Source organism: Pseudomonas sp. DD1, from assembly GCF_044510355.1.
Lineage (GTDB): Bacteria > Pseudomonadota > Gammaproteobacteria > Pseudomonadales > Pseudomonadaceae > Aquipseudomonas > Aquipseudomonas shahriarae.
The window spans coordinates 25109-40226 of record NZ_MSAJ01000029.1 but is presented as its reverse complement, the minus strand read 5'-3'; the positions used below and the strand labels follow the sequence as shown (position 1 = coordinate 40226).

General features: G+C 63.2%; 11 protein-coding genes. 1 reads left to right on the top strand and 10 read right to left on the bottom strand.

The features are described 5' to 3' along the window. Positions 1–2 precede the first annotated feature (2 nt). The 10 genes from pgaB to PSFL_RS16535 all read right to left on the bottom strand — a co-directional run bounded on the left by pgaB (position 3) and on the right by PSFL_RS16535 (position 12811). Positions 3–2003, bottom strand: coding sequence for a poly-beta-1,6-N-acetyl-D-glucosamine N-deacetylase PgaB (gene pgaB, locus PSFL_RS16580; RefSeq protein WP_397470284.1), 2001 nt, complete (start codon positions 2001–2003; stop codon positions 3–5). Positions 2004–2015: 12 nt separating this feature from the next. After that, positions 2016–4466 (bottom strand): poly-beta-1,6 N-acetyl-D-glucosamine export porin PgaA, encoded by a 2451-nt coding sequence (pgaA, locus tag PSFL_RS16575; RefSeq protein WP_397470283.1) that lies wholly within the window; start codon positions 4464–4466, stop codon positions 2016–2018. 326 nt (positions 4467–4792) lie between these two features. Beyond that, positions 4793–6289: a YdgA family protein gene (locus PSFL_RS16570; RefSeq protein ID WP_057957945.1), complete on the bottom strand. Its 1497-nt coding sequence runs from the start codon at positions 6287–6289 to the stop codon at positions 4793–4795. Positions 6290–6546: 257 nt separating this feature from the next. Further along, entirely contained in the window at positions 6547–7179 is a 633-nt protein-coding gene (locus tag PSFL_RS16565; protein WP_057438948.1) for a hypothetical protein, read from the bottom strand. A gap of 81 nt (positions 7180–7260) precedes the next feature. Continuing rightward, positions 7261–8703 carry an efflux transporter outer membrane subunit gene (locus PSFL_RS16560; RefSeq protein WP_169960020.1) on the bottom strand — a complete coding sequence of 481 codons (1443 nt, stop codon included), beginning with the start codon at positions 8701–8703 and terminating at the stop codon, positions 7261–7263. Further along, positions 8700–9590 (bottom strand): efflux RND transporter periplasmic adaptor subunit, encoded by an 891-nt coding sequence (locus PSFL_RS16555; RefSeq protein ID WP_120731187.1) that lies wholly within the window; start codon positions 9588–9590, stop codon positions 8700–8702. Before PSFL_RS16555 ends, PSFL_RS16560 begins: the two co-directional genes overlap by 4 nt. Next, complete coding sequence (locus PSFL_RS16550) at positions 9587–9796, bottom strand: DUF1656 domain-containing protein (protein ID WP_057438946.1); 210 nt, start codon at positions 9794–9796, stop codon at positions 9587–9589. Before PSFL_RS16550 ends, PSFL_RS16555 begins: the two co-directional genes overlap by 4 nt. Next, positions 9793–11871 carry an FUSC family protein gene (locus PSFL_RS16545; protein ID WP_057957942.1) on the bottom strand — a complete coding sequence of 693 codons (2079 nt, stop codon included), beginning with the start codon at positions 11869–11871 and terminating at the stop codon, positions 9793–9795. Before PSFL_RS16545 ends, PSFL_RS16550 begins: the two co-directional genes overlap by 4 nt. Then, entirely contained in the window at positions 11868–12299 is a 432-nt protein-coding gene (locus tag PSFL_RS16540) for a MarR family winged helix-turn-helix transcriptional regulator (protein WP_057438945.1), read from the bottom strand. Before PSFL_RS16540 ends, PSFL_RS16545 begins: the two co-directional genes overlap by 4 nt. Positions 12300–12568: 269 nt before the next feature. Continuing rightward, a complete protein-coding gene (locus PSFL_RS16535; RefSeq protein WP_057957941.1) occupies positions 12569–12811 on the bottom strand; it encodes a DUF2789 domain-containing protein in 243 nt (80 codons plus the stop codon). 150 nt (positions 12812–12961) lie between these two features. Here PSFL_RS16535 and PSFL_RS16530 point away from each other — a divergent pair, with 150 nt between their 5' ends. Then, a complete protein-coding gene (locus PSFL_RS16530; protein WP_397470282.1) occupies positions 12962–15118 on the top strand; it encodes an outer membrane assembly lipoprotein YfiO in 2157 nt (718 codons plus the stop codon).

Sequence of the window (15118 nt, the reverse complement as noted above, 5' to 3'; positions counted from 1 at the left end):
AGTCAAGGATTCCATTTGTTGGAAAGGGCCGGACGCACGGTGTTCAGATCCGGCGAATTCTCCAGGAAGTTGTCGGGGTAGTAGCCAAAACTGCTGGCACCCTGGCGCTTGAGCACACCCATCCACTCGGCCATTTGCACGCCGGAAATGTCCGGGGCGGCTGGAGTGCGCCAATCCTTGGCCTGTAGCTCGAAGACCGTGCGCTGCATCGCACCGGGCCGGGCCTTGACCGTGGCCACGAGCTTTTCCAGCCAGGCGTTGGAGTTCTTCAGTGACTGACCTTCCATCAATGGCATCGCCATCGGCGCAGTCCAGTCGTAGTGCTGGAGGAAGTCGTCGAGGTTCTGCGCAAACCAGGCTTCGCTGGCCGGGTTGAGCATCGGCTCGGCGAAGATATTGCGCGCGGTGAGCACTTCCGGGCCGCGCAGGGCGCGGACCTTGGCGGTCAGTTCATGGGTGAAGTCGATCAGGTAGCGGCTCTTGAAACGGGTCCAGCGCTGCATCACTTCAGGGTCGGCGCGCAGCGCCTGGATGCTGCCCGGCAGGCCGTTGGCGGCGTAGGTTTTCAGGGCTTGGGGGCTGGCGTCTTCAAAGTCCGAGAGCACGGCGTCATCGTGGAACAACACACCGTGGATAGCGCTGGTACGGGCCAGGTCTTCGTAGATCTCACCGATGACTTTGCGCACCTGGGGATCGAACGGCGACAGGCGCTGGTACTGTTTCGGGTCGACGGCCACCTTGCCGGTGGCCGGGTCCCAGCGGCTGACGCGGGGTAGCTTGGCATCCAGGGCAAAGCTCAGCACGGGCATCCAGGCGTAGACTTTGACCAGGCCGGCACGGGTATGCAGCTGCCAACTGACACGGTTGAACAGGTCGGCACGCATCGGCAGATGGCGGTTGGGGAAGTACAGCGAACGCGCCAGGCCATCACCCTTGGGGTCGGCGAACGCCTGGAGGAATACAGTGTCGACGCCCATGTCCAGCACACGCTGGACCAGCGCGTCGAGGTTGCGCACCTCCTGCGCCTTGTCCGGGTCGTAGACATGATCGAGGTCCACATGCAGCACCCGCATCGGTGCTTTGACCTGCGCCGAGACCATGCTGTTGGCGAAGTCCTCACCGTACGGGTCGTTGTCCACCAGAAAGCGCGGGCTGCTCATCAAGTTGCCGAGGTTGTCGAGGCCGTCCTCCAGGGTCAGGGCCATCTGGTAACCCTGCTCACCCACCACCGCCAGAGCAGTGCCATCCGCCGCCCCATACGGCCATACCCACACACGCGGGGCCTTGCCGGTAACGGCGCGGATCTTATTGGAAATCGCCGCGACGTCGGCGAGCATCCGCGCCCGGAACTGCGCTTCGGACTCATAACTGCGGGTGACCGGGTCATAGCGCCGGGTGGCGGCGGCCGGTTCCTGGTTGCCCTGGGGGTTGGCCAGCACGCCCTTGTGGCTGGCGTCGGTGTGGGCGGCGATTTCCACCAGGCCCGATTGCGCCACTTCGCGCACTTGTTGCCAGGTCAGAAACTCCCCGCGGTTACGCGGCACGCCGGCAAAATCCACCGGCTGGTTCAACGGCGTGTCGACCCAACTGCCCACTGGCGCCAGCACGGCCGGCCACCGGTAGGCACGCAGGATCGGCATAACGCGGGTGTAAAAGCTCGAATAACCGTCGTCGAAGCTGAGCATGACGGCTTTGGGCGGCAGCTCTGGCCCGCCGGCACGGGCAGCGAGGACCTGGTCGACGCTGACCGCCTGGTAGCCGTTCTCGCGCAGCCAGGACAACTGTTCGATCAGGCGTTCGGTACGCACCGCCACCACTCTCTGGTCGGGGTCACGGTCGTTGACATCGTGGTAGGCAATGCCCAGGAAATGGTTTTTCGGCCACGGCGCTTCGTTGACCGGTTTGAGTCGTTCAGCAGGTGGCGTAAAAGGCGCGGGGGACTGGGCACAGGCACTGCTCAGCAAAAAACCCAGGGCCAGCAGGCAACGGGAAACAAGGGTCATGATCGGACTCTTCTAGAAACGGTAAGTGAGGTCGACGATCAGGCGCACATCGCTTTCGCGCTCACCGTCATAAGGTCGGTTGATCCAGCTCAGGTTGGCGCCGGTTTCCAGTACGTCGTTCCAGCGATAACGCTGGCCGTAACTGAGCAAACCAATGGCACCGGTGGAGTAATCGCGCTGGCTGTAAGTGCCCGCACCGGCCTGGAACTGCTGACTCCACTGGGTTTCGTAGCGGTGATAAAGCACATGGTTGACGCTCACCGTGGGCAGCACGCTGAAGTCTGAGCGCGGGTTGAAATACGCGGCCTCTTCCTTACTGTTGCGGCTGGCGGCGACTTCCAGGCCAAGGTCTACTTGCACGCCCGGCGAGCGGTAGACACCCTCACGGCCGATGAGCGACGCTTCGACACGGTCGTTACCGTCACTGAAGTGGGACGGGCTCAGCGCCAGTTTCCACTCACGGCTCTCGTTGGCGCTCCAGCGGATAAACCCGCTGCCGCCGTTGGCGGTGACGTTGGCATTGAGCGCGCGCAACGGCGTGCTGGCGGCCAGGTAGTCAAGACTGCCCCCGTACTGCCAGTGGTCGTTGATGTCGCGGGCAATCGCCAGGCGTGCGCCCTGCTTGGTGCCTTTGCCGTAGGAGTGATTGGAGACTTCGGCCTCCAGGGTCATATCACGGGTACGCCGCTCCACACCCAGGCGCTGCCAGCGGTGGTGGCCCGTGCCTTCTTCAAAGTCGGCGGTGGCGTAGCCGATACCGCCGAATATCCGCCAGTCTTCATCGATGGGCGGGCTGTAGAGCAGGGTTTCGATCCCCCAGTCACGGCTACCGGCAACCGCCCCGCCGCCATGGCTTTTACCGGTCTCGGCTTCGATACGCAGCTCGGCCATCTCATGCACTTTGCGCAGGCGCTGGAGGCGTTGGACCTGGCGATTGTCCGGGGCGCGGGCGACCACGTCATCGGCGAGCATATCGAGCTGGCGCCACTCCTGCAGATCCAGCGCGTTGTAGCCTTGGGAGACTTCCAGGTCGATATGGCGCGGGTTCTGGTTTTCGGCGTTCTTGAGGGCAATTTCGGCACGTCGCGGCCAGGCGCGGGCGCGGAACATGTCCGCCTGGGCCACGCGCATGCCGACATTGCCGGGCGAGGTGCGCACCAGAGTTTCCAGGCTTTTTTCACTGGTCGGCAGATCGGCGCCGTAGGTCGCGGCCTGGGCCGCCAGTTGCTGGGCGGCCAGCCACGCGTCGTTGGGGTTACCGAGGGGCAGCCCCTTGAGTTCAACCCGAGGCCTTTGCGTGCTCGCCAGGTCGTTTGCGACGGCGCGAGCTTCGCGGGTCTGGTCGTTTTCCAGCAGGGAGTAGTACAGCGCGGTGCTGTCGACCACTTGGTTGCTGGGGTCGGCATCCGACGCGGTCACTGCCTGGCGATACAGCGGCGCGGCCTTCTCGGGCAAACGCTGGTCGAGGTAGGCGGCGGCCACCCAGCGCAGGGCGTAGTTGGGCAGTTGCACGCCTTGAGCTTGCAAGGCTTCGTAGTCGTGGAGCACCTCGGCGGTACGTGCGCGGGCCTTGAGCGCGCCCAGGCGGTCGATGCGCCAGCGCACCACATCGTCATGGGCACTGGCGTCCGGGGTCCAGGTGGCGAGCAATTGGTCGTAATTCTTGAGGGCGCGGTCGGCGATCACAAAGCGTTCGCTTTCACTGCGCGTCGGGAATTCAGCCAGGCGCACGCGTTCGGCAGCCAGGTCGCCTTCCAGGCGGCGCTGGGTCACCGGGTCCAGCAAGCCGGGGTGGCGGGCGCTCAGGCGCAGGGCCGGTTCCGGCATACGTGCACGTTGCAGGGCGATCAGGTATTCGCGCACCACCTCGGGCTGGTTACCGGCGCGGATAAACGCCTGGTCGAATTCGAACAGCGAATCATAGGGCTGCCCGGCACGGGACAACGCATAGCCCAGGGCCATACGCCGCTCGACATTCTCGGGCTTGGCCGCCACCAGGGTGCGGGCACGCTGCACGGCTTCGGCGGTTTTGCCGCCATCGGCCAGGGTCATGGCCAGGCCCAGTTGCAGGTCCGGGTTGCTCGGTTCGCGCAGCAAGGCCTGGCGATACACCGCCTCGGCGGGGGCCCAGCGCTGTTGATTGCGGTAGGTGCGGGCCACGATGGTCAACGCTTGGGTGGTCAGTTGGCGCTGGTGCCCCTGGGCCTCATAGACCTTGAGTACTTCGTCATCCTGGCGCGCCCAACTGGCGATCAACAGGTGATCGCTGACCTGGCCAGAGGTCTGGCGCTCGGCAGGCAATTGGCGCAACAGGTTGAGCGCTGGCGTGTAGTTGCCGGTACGGGCCTGGCGAATCAGGGAATCATAGGCAGGATCGGCCACGGCCAGGGTCGGCAGCAACAAGGCAGCACCGATCAGTAGACGCAGGCGGCTAGGGCCAGAGGGAGAGAAATTACGCAACATGTCGTCAGCTTCCTTACTCGGAAAGCTGTAGCGATAGGTTCGCCTGTACAACACGCATCAGGCCGCCGGTGTCTGATGACCCGGCCAAGCTTTCCTGGGCGCAATATCCCTGAGAGGGATATGGAATAGGACAAATTAGGACAATTGTTCAGAATCGTCCTAAAAGCCAGTGGAGATCAAACGTGGGGCTTGTGTGGGAGCTGGCCTCTGTGGGAGCCGGCTTGCCTGCGATGGCATCACCTCTGTTTCACTGACACACCGAGGTGATGCTATCGCAGGCAAGCCAGCGCCTACACAAACCGTATTCCTACACGGGTCGGGCAGCCTTATTGCGCGCCGCTGACCGCACCCAGCTTGCCCAGTACGCCGCCGATAAACTGCTCGACGGTCATTTTCTGGCCATTGAAGGTCACTTCATTGTTGGCGTAGTGCAGCTTGGCCAGGATGTCGTTGCCTTCCAGGGTCGCCAGTTGCGTGCCCACGGCCATGCCGCTGACCATCTCGCTGGCCATCTGGGCCTGCTGCTCGATGGCTTTGGGGTCAGTCACACCACCGATCTGCGCTTGCAGGGCGGCCACGTCAGCGATCATCGGCTTGGACAGGGTCAGGTTGGCATCCAGCAGCGTGATCATCTGCTTGGCCAGTTCAACCGGCGGCAGCTCCATGGTGGACGGCTTGGTCAGGTCTACCACCAGGTTGAAGCGGCTTTCGCCATTGGCGGTCTTCAGGGACAGATTTTCCAGGGCCACTTGCGGCTTGGCGGCCAGCAGCAGATCAACGTTGGCCTGGGCCAGCACTTGCTCGGCTTCGCTCAGTTGCAGCTCAGGAATCGGTTGGCCGGCAGCCTGGGCAGCCTGCACCGGTTGCATCTTGTCCTGATACAGCTTGGTCAGCACCATGGTCGATGGCACATCGATGTTCTTGACGCTCACGGCCATGGCCGCCGAACCCACGGGTTTACCCTGGTAACCGATCTCGGTGATTTTGTAGTCGACGCGACCGTCCAGGTTGTTGTCCTTGGTATCGCTGCTGTCTTTCTGCTCGAACCCTTTGACGGTCAGCACGGCTTGTTCCGGGCCAAAGGTGAACGTGCTGTTGCTCAACACGACGGTATTCTGGCCGACATAAAAACCAAAGCTGCTCTTGGTCAAGTTACTGGCGAGGGTCAAGCCATTGAGCTCTGCCTGGAACGGTGCCCCCTTGGGGTCGACCAGGGAGACCTTGAGGGCGTCCATGTAACCGTCGACCTTGATCTCTGTCGCCTTTTCGGTGTTGAAGTAGTCCATATTCAGGCCGGAGAAGGTGACGCTGGTGGTGCCGTCCTTGTACTCCAGGGGCAGCAGCTCCAGGTTGCCCGTGACCGAACGGTTGAAACCGATGTTGGCGACGCCTTTGACCGGCGAAACGTCCTTAGTGGCGGCGAACCATTTTTCGGTGGTCGGGTTCTTCTCGAGGGCCAGGTGACTGGTAGCCAGCACTGGCCACCACTTCAGGGTGACCAGGCGCGAGACCGGCAGCGGACCGTGTTCGATACGGTCGACAAACAGCAGTTCGCTGTCTTTGAACTGTTCACCGAACACCGCGCCTTCAGCCTTGAGACGGAAGTGGCCGGTGCTGCTGAACCAGCCGCGATCCAGGGAGACCATCTCCAGGGTCATACGGCCATCGACACCGGCCAGGGAGCGCTCCATCTCCTTGTTGGCGTCTTCGATCGTGGTTTTAAGCACACCTTCCAATTGGCTGCCGGTGTACCAGGCACCGCCGGCACTGACTACGCCGACGGCGGCAACAAAACCCAAAAGTACAACGGCTGATTTATTCATGAAGTGTCCTGATCCAATCCTGTGCGAAGTGGGCTGTCTTCCCTGAACCCCGAAGTGGGGCGTCGGCTCAAGCCCGCCGAAAATCGGGGCAAGGTTAGCACTGGCGGGGGGGCTCGTTGCAATCTCTTGTGGCGAACAACGCGGCCCAGGGGATGGAAATGGAACATTGTGGCGAGGGGGCTTGCCCCCGTTGGGCCGCGTAGCAGCCCCAATAAGACTCACTGAGTTTTATCAGGTCCACCGGACTCAGCCCTGGGTCAGGAGTATTCCATCTCGATTTCGTCGAGCTGGTGATCAAAACTCTTCAGCCGCGCCGTCCAGGTGTACACCAGCACTTCAAACTCGCGGTGAATCACCGCATTGCCCGGCGTATCCGCCTTGGGGTCGTAGAAGTCCAGTTGGTAACGCTCGCGGGCCATGGCGGTGGCGACGTCGGACAGTTCCCGGGCGTTGTTCAGCCAGTGCCGCCCTTCGGCCACTTGTCGGTCGAGTACCACGCATTGTTGCTTCAAGGCTTCGAGGCTTTTTTCCAGGGGCGTGCCGGTCAGTTCGCCCATGACTTCCTGGAAGGTGCGCCCAGGCTGCCAGTAGCTGCCCCAGAAATAGCGGTCGAACACGGTTTCGACCCGGCGCAGGGCCACCTTGGTGTCCCAGATCGCCACCCGCGTCTTGCCTTGTTCGAGGATTTTTTTCTGGGTGCGCTGGCCCTGGTAGGAGGCCCAGGCCACCACGCCAATGGACAACGCGGCGATCAACGCACAGGCGCTGTCGAGGAACACCATGGCCTTATCCAGTTGATGGGCCAACATGACGCCGTAAAAGTAAGTCGCCGATAACAACACCAGTGCGAAGAGCACGCACCAGAACGCGGGAGCATAAGGGTTTTTCATTATTGGAATCCCCATGAGCAACGCAGGCAGTGATCAGCGGGCCATCACGCAAGCCCGTCTGATCAAAGCATAGCAACCGCCTCAGGGTTTGCCGGGTTGTGTGCCTTGCGTTCGTCCGCTTTCCCAGCCGCCGCCCAGGGCCAGGAACAGGTCGATCTGGCTCATCGCCACCTGGGTGTTGGCCTGAGCCAGTTGCGCACGCATATCGGTGTAGGTGCGCGTGGCTTGCAGGTCGGCGAGGAACGACTCGCGCCCGGCCTGGAAGAAGCGGTGCGTCTGGTCGGCGGCCTGTTGCGCCGACTGCTCGGCCTCGGCCAGGGCATCGCGGCGCTGCAGTTGGGCGGTGTATTGCGCAAGCCCGGTCTGGGTCTCACGGATGGCGTTGAGCACCACCCCATCGAAGTGCGCCAAGGCGCCCTGGGTCGCGGCTTCGGCTTCATGGATGCGCGCACGCGAGCCGTTGGACGGCACCGTCCAGCTCAACAGCGGGCCGAAGCCCCAGCGGTTGGCGGCCGGTTTGCCGAGGTTGTCGATAATGCCCACGGTGCCGATGGAGGCGCCGATGCTGATATCCGGGTACAACTCGCCGGTGGCCACGCCAATGCCCGCCGTCGCCGCCGCCAGTCGGCGTTCGGCCTGGCGCACGTCAGGGCGGCGCTTGAGCAGGGTGGCGCCGTCGCCCACCGGCAGCAACTGGGCAATCTGCGGCAACTCGGCGCAATCGCGGGTGCCGGCCGGCAATTGGTCCAGGGGTTTGGCCAGGAGCATCGACAGGCGGAACAAACCGGCCTGGCGCGCCGCCTCAAAGCGCGGCAGTTCAGCGCGCAAAGACTTGAATTGGGTTTGTGAGCGGGTGACCTGGGTTTCATCGCCACGCCCCGCATCGCGCAGGCGCTGGGTCAGGCGCGTGCTCTGGGCTTGCAGGTCCAGAGACTGGCGGGCGATGTGCAGCTCTTCATTGGCCGCACACACCTGGGTGTAGGAGCGCACCACGTCCGCCACCAGGGTGATGCGTGCGGTATCCACCGCGGCTTGGGTCGCGTCGGCATTGGCCTGGGCGCCTTCGATGCCGCGCTGCAAGGTGCCGAACAGGTCGAACTGATAGGAGGTGGTGATGCCGATATCACCGACATTCGCCACCGGCACTTTATTCGCCTGCAAAAAAGCCTCGCCGGACTCCTGCAAACGCTGGGCGCCGAGCTTGACCCCGCCGCTCCAGCCGCCCGCCGATTGCGCTTCCTGCACCTGGAAGCGCGCCCGTTGCAGGTTGGCCGCCGCCACGCGCAGGTCGGTGTTGGAGGCCATGGCCTGGCGCACCAGTTCATCCAGGCGCGGGTCCTGGTACAACTTCCACCAGTCGGCGGGCACCGGCGCCGAGACTACATTATTGCCCTGCCCGGCCAGTTGGCCCTGCAGGTCGCCACGGTTGACGGCGGCTGCATCCGGCAACTGGTAATCCGGGCCCACTACCTGGCAGGCCGACAACAGCAGCCCCAGCCCTGCGGTCGCCAGCAGTTGCTTCATGGCTGGTCTCCGGACTTGGGCTGGTCATCCATGATCGACACGGTGGCCGTGCGCCCGGCAATCATGCGGAAGTCCGCCGGCACATCATCAAAGGCGATACGCACCGGGATCCGCTGGGCCAGGCGCACCCAGCTGAACGCCGGGTTGACGTTGGGCAGCAGGTTGGAGCCGCTGGTGCGGTCGCGGTCTTCGATGCCGGCGACGATGCTTTGTACATGCCCGCGCAAGCGCGCGTTGTCGCCAATCACACGGATATCCACGCTCTGGCCGACATGGATGCCGTCCAGTTTGGTCTCTTCAAAGTAGCCGTCGATGTGGAAGGAATTGCTGTCCACCACCGACAACACCGGGCGCCCGGCGGTCACGAACTCCTGGGCCCGAGGCGCACGGTCGTTGACGTAGCCGTCCACCGGGCTGCGGATCACCGAGCGGTCGAGGTTGAGCTGGGCGCTGTCCACCGTCACCTGCGCCTCGGCCAGGGCCGACTGGGCGCGGGCCACGCGGGACTGGCTTTCTTCCAGTTGCTCGCTGGCCACCAGGTTGCCCAGGCCGCGGTTGCGCCTGGCTTCGCGCTGGGCCTGGGCCAGGGTTTCCTGGCGGTCGGCCACGGCCGCCTGGGCCTGGCGCAGGGCGAGCTTGAAACGGTCCTGGTCCACGGAGAACAGCACCTGGCCCCGGGTCACCAGTTGGTTATCGCGCACATCCACTTGCTGGATCAGCCCGGACACGTCCGGGGCGATCTGCACGATGTCGGCGCGGATATGCCCGTCGCGGGTCCAGGGGGCGAACATGTAGTACATGACCATGCGCCAGACCACGACGCAGGCAAAGGTCACTACCAGCAACGTCAGGACCACACGGCCGATCGTCAAAAAAGGTTTTTTCATGTCATCAGGTATCGACTGAGTGAGTCCACAGCGCCCAGCAACAGCGCGTAGAGAGCCACATTGAATAATGCCCGGTGCCAGACCAGGCGGTAGAAGTGGACGCGGGTCAACAACCCGTGCACCACCAGGTAAAAGCCATACGTAATGCCCATCAGCACCAGCAGCGTGGGCAGGAACACCCCGCTGATATCCAGGTCACCGATCATAGAGGCGCTCCATCGGGTAACGGCGCGTCCATCTCGCCTGTACTGACAAACTCCACGCCGGGCAACAGCGCCAGGCGCAAACCGCTGAGGGCGTGCAGCAGGTGCAGGCGGGTTTCGCCCTCGCCTTGCAGGCCCTGGCCGTTGAGGGCGCGGCGGGTGCGGTCCAGGGTCATCAGCAGACCGCTGGGGGCCGGCAGGCGCTCACCGGCCTTCAGGCACGCTTTGAAGTACTCGCCGACCTCGGCCACCACCTGGTCGAGCAACACTCGCGGCACGCCGAGGATGCGGGGTGCGTAGGCCAGCAGGTCGAGCAGGTTCAGCGCCACGCGCAGCTCGCGCAGGGCGACGCCGGTGTCCTGGCCGGTCATGGCCAGGCGCGGCAGGTGCTGCATCAGGCGGTCGAGCATTTGCACGCCCAGGCGCCGGTGCTCGGCGAGGGTGGCCGGCTGCGTGAGGCCGACAATATCGCGCCAGCTGAAACGGGTCAGGCGCTTGGCCGCCAGCTCAGCACCAAAGGGCCGCGCGATCAGGGTCCAGACAAAGGCAAACAGCAAGCCCACCGGGCCGGCGAGGTTGGAGTTGGCGAAGCTCAGAAAATCCGCGTCGTAGGCGCCCTGGATGCTGATAAAGGACGAGGTGTTGACGATGGTCAGCAGCATGCCCAGGTAGAAACGCGGTTGCACCGTCAGGGTGCCGACCCAGATAAAGGGCACCGCAAACGCCAGCACCAGCATCGGGAAATCATGCAGGTTGGGCAGGATCAGGAATAAGTAGAGGCTGGCGAACAGCACCGACATCGCCGTCCAGAAAAAGAACCGGTAGATCTGCGGCGCCGGGTCGTCCATCGAGGCGAAGAAACTGCACGCCACCGCCGCGAGGATCACTGCGCTGCCACCGTCGGTCCAGCCCAGCAGAATCCACAGCACCGAGGCGACGATGATCGCGCTGACCGTGGAAAACGCAGAGTAGAGCATCAGGCCGCGATCAAGGAACGGCGTCAGCCGGCCCAGGCGCCAGTGGCGATAGACCGCGCGCCACGGGGCCTGGCTTTCACTGTGGATGGCGGCTTGCAGGCTGCGGCAGTCTTGCCACAGGTCGATCCACTCGCCGAGGCGATACAGCGCGTTGGAAAACAGCAACTGATGACGGTCGTCCAGGGCCTCGGCGTCGGGTTGCAGGGCTTCGAGCTGGTCACGCAGGACGCGCCAGCGTTCGACCGGCGCCTCATCAGTGGTGCTTTGCAGCCACTCGGTGGTGGCCGCCAGCAGCGGCGCGAACTTGCCGACCAACTCCGGGGTGCGGCGCTCCAGGGCATACAGCGCGTCATCCAGGGCATCCACCACCGGCAACAGATGGATCATGCGCCCGCGCAGCTCCTTGGTGTTGCGCACCGTTTGCGGCCGCGCGCCTTCGTGGGGCAGTTGGCCGATCATCAATTCCAGGGTGTTAAAAGTCGCGACCATGCCGCCGCGCAGGCTGCTGACTTCCTCGGGCTGTACGTTGCGATTGAGGAAGCGCTGGCTGTAGATCGTCGCGTCGGCAAACCATTTGCGCACCGAGTCATCGAACACCGGTGCCAGGCGCCGTGGCCAGAACATCGCGCCGACCACCGCCGCCACGGCGATGCCAAGGAAGATTTCTTCGGTACGCGCCTCGGCCACATCCCACACCGCCAGGGGGTTATCCACCACCGGCAAGGCGATCAACGGCAAGGTGTAGCCCGCCAGCATCAAGGCGTAGCTGTTGGCGGTACGCAAATGCAGGGACAGAAACAGCAAAATGCCAGTCCACAACGCAATCACCACCACCAGCAGGAACGGTGTCTGCACAAACAGCGGCACGAAAAACACCGCGGCCATCGCCCCGAGAAAGGTGCCGATGGCACGGTACAAGGCCTTGGAACTGGTGGGCCCGACAAACGGGCTGGAGACGATATACACCGTGGCCATCGCCCAATACGGACGCGGCATTTGCATCAGCATGGCGATATACAGGGCAATCATCGACGCCGCGAAAGTGCGCACACCGTAGAACCAATCCCGGGCCGGCGGCATGCCGGTAAAAAATCCGTTCAAGAAGCCACGACCAACGGTGGGTGGTTGGCTGCTTCAAAAGCATGCAGCACGCGCAACGCGGCTTCCAGATCGGCAGGGGCCATGTCTGCCAGCACTTCATGGCGCAAGCGCACCAGCTGGGCTTCGACCGCCTGCACCAACTCGCGGCCGCGCTCGGTCAGGCTCAACGCCTTGGCGCGGCGGTCGTGCAGGTCTTCGCTGCGGCACACCAGGCCGGCACTGCACAGTTGGTCGAGCAGGCGTACCAGGGACGGGCTTTCCATCCCCGAAGCCTGGGCCACCTTGACTTGATGCACGCCGTCGCCGAGACGGCCGATCATCAGTAAAGGCACCGCACAGGCTTCGGAAATACCGTAGCTCACCAGCGTGGCCTGGCAGATTTTGCGCCAGTTACGGGCGCCCGCCACCATGCTGCTGCTGAGGCTCATATGAAGGGTTTCGAGGGTTTGAGGCACGAGGTCATTCGCATACAGTTAGTTTGCTAACTATCAATATGGTGGAGGAATGGAATCTCGTCAAGTTTTGATACAAATTCACAGATAGGCGGTGGGCCCCCTATAACGCGCCGCCTCTGTGGGAGCTGTCGAGCCTTGGCGAGGCTGCGATGGCGGTAGCACTGCTGGCATTGATGTTGGCTGATCCACCGCTATCGCAGCCTCGCTCGGGCTCGACAGCTGCCACATTCGAATGAGTTCACTTAAGCACGGCTGCTGCGCAACAGCACATTCAACTCATCCACCACTTCCGCCCAATCCGCATCCTCCAGAATTTCTTCGCGTAGAAACGCCTTCTGGCTACCCGTCCAGAAAAACGCATCTTCGAGTTTCAACTCCGGCTTGAGCGGCGAATGCACCGCAACAAAACGCTCAATGCTGGTGGCGTCATCGGGCAGCCCGAGCTGTTTGAACAACGACGGCAGGCTGTGAACAGGCGATTGCATGGCAGCTCCAAAAAATAAGGGATTGCCCTCAGTCTAGACCGATAAAACCCACAGATTGGCAGCCATTCGTGCAACATTTTGCAATGTTCACGCTATCATCTTCACCTTTCGCCCAGCGGCATTCACGGACTCCCGGAATAAGGACAATTCATGCGCATCGGTCTTCTGTCATCCCTGACCCTGGCACTGTGTGCCGCCTTTTCCCTGCAGGCCCAGGCCAGCGGCGACGACTCGTGCTACCCCGACTGGCGCGTGTCCCAGGATTCGCTGACCGCCTGCAGCAATATGCCATTCCTGAGCCCCGGCAATGACAGCCGGACCAACCTGCGCCTGTTGCTCGCGGCAAAAAAGAACGCGCCCCTGACCCCTAATGCGCTGGGTGAAGATGACCTGGCCCAGGGCTTCGGCCCGGTGCCGTTCCCGGTGTATCGCCTGGTGCCGCACCCGCCCGAAGGGCAGACAGGCGAAGAGCAAGGCACGGAGCTTGCGCAACTGTTGGCCTCGCTGGGCATCCAGCGCGAGGCCACGGCGGCGGCAGGCGATCAGTTTTTGTGGGGCGAAGGCAGCCGCTGCCGCAGCAACAATGTGCAGAGTGCCACCGACTTTGTGCGCCAAGTGATCAAGGCCGACGTGCCGGCGAATGAGCGAGTGCTGCTGGCCAATGCGCGCCTGAAATTGCTCGGCACCTGCGACTGGCAGGGGGAAGTGCTGCTGGAGCCGCAGTTGATCACTTCCACCCAGGGTCGCGAGCTGACCACCTACCTGCTCGCCGCTTCCGACTTTTACAGCGGGCGCTTTGTGTATGCCGAGCGCGGGTTTGCTGCGGTGACCCTGACCACACTGCCATGGCTCAAAGAAACGGCGGTGTACATGATCGCCCGCGCGTCGCTCAACCATGCCCAGGAAAACGCCTTCGATGAATACGGCCTACCCCAGCGCCAGGCTGTGGATAAGTCCGCGCTGGACGAAGCCGAGCACAGTTTCCTCAGCTACCTGAAAACTTATCCACAGGGTGAGTACGCCCCTTCCGCCCGTGGCCTGTTGCGCCGGGTGCACTGGTTGGCGGGCGATGCGAGCAAGCTGGCGGACGATTATGCCTGGCAACTGACCGAGGCCAGCGATGCCGAGCGCAATGGCTCCATTGATGAGCTAGTGGAAGAAACCGACAACAAGCTGCTGACCAGCTACGCCGAGACCATCCGCAACCCATTGTTGCTGGCGATCAACGACCTGATGTGGATGCGCGCCAACAACCCGCCCAAGCTGACCCGCGCCACCCTCGACGGGCAAAAGGCCGCGTTTGCCAACGAGCCGGCGCTGTACGACTACTTGCAGGCGGCGTTCGCCCTGTATGTCGAGCACCAGCCAGACAACGCGTTGAAACATCTGCCACAAGAGCTGCCGTCGAGCCTGGATTACTTGGCCTTCAGCCAGCAAACCCTGCGCGGCCTGGCCCTGGAAGCCAAGCAGGACTGGAAAGGCGCCGAGGCGCTGTGGCTGCAACTGCTGCCCCTGGCCAAGCAGCCCTTGCAGCGCGACCAACTGGAACTGGCCCTGGCGATGAACTACGAACGCAGCGGCCAATTGGCCAAGGTGTTCGCCGCCGACTCGCCGATCCAGACCAAGCAAGTGCGCTATATCCTGCTGCGCAGCGTGGCCGGGCCCGAGTTGCTGCGCCAGCAGATCAGCCAGGCCAGTGACCCGCTGGAGCGCAGTACCGCGCAATTTGTCTTGCTCTACAAAGACCTGCTGCGCGGCCAGTTCGCGACCTTTGCCGAGGACTTGCAGCAACTGCCGGCCTCGCCTGCCGCCGACAAGATCGGCACCAGCCTGGGCTATGTGTACAACGGCGGTCAGGCACTGACGTTGTTCCGCTGGAGCGGCGACAAGGCCGCCTCCGGCTACACCTGCCCGACCATCGCGCAAACCGCCAGCACCTTGCAGAGCGAGCCGAAAAACCCCCACGGCCTCAACTGCCTGGGTGAGTTCATCCTGCGCAACGGCCTGGATGGCATGCCCCTGGAAGAAGTGCGCTCGGCCGGTAGCCTGGGCAGCACCGCATCGGCCTTCAAAGGCGAAACCTTCTCCCGGCTCGAGGGTTACAAACAAGTAATCGCCAACCCCAAGGCGCCCCGTGACGACAAGGCCTATGCACTGTTCCGGGCGATCAACTGCTATGCGCCGTCGGGCTACAACAGCTGCGGCGGCGAAGATGTGGACAAGGCGGTGCGCAAGGGCTGGTTCCGCCAGTTGAAAACCGGGTTTGCCGACACCCAGTGGGGCAAGTCGCTGCAGTACTACTGGTAA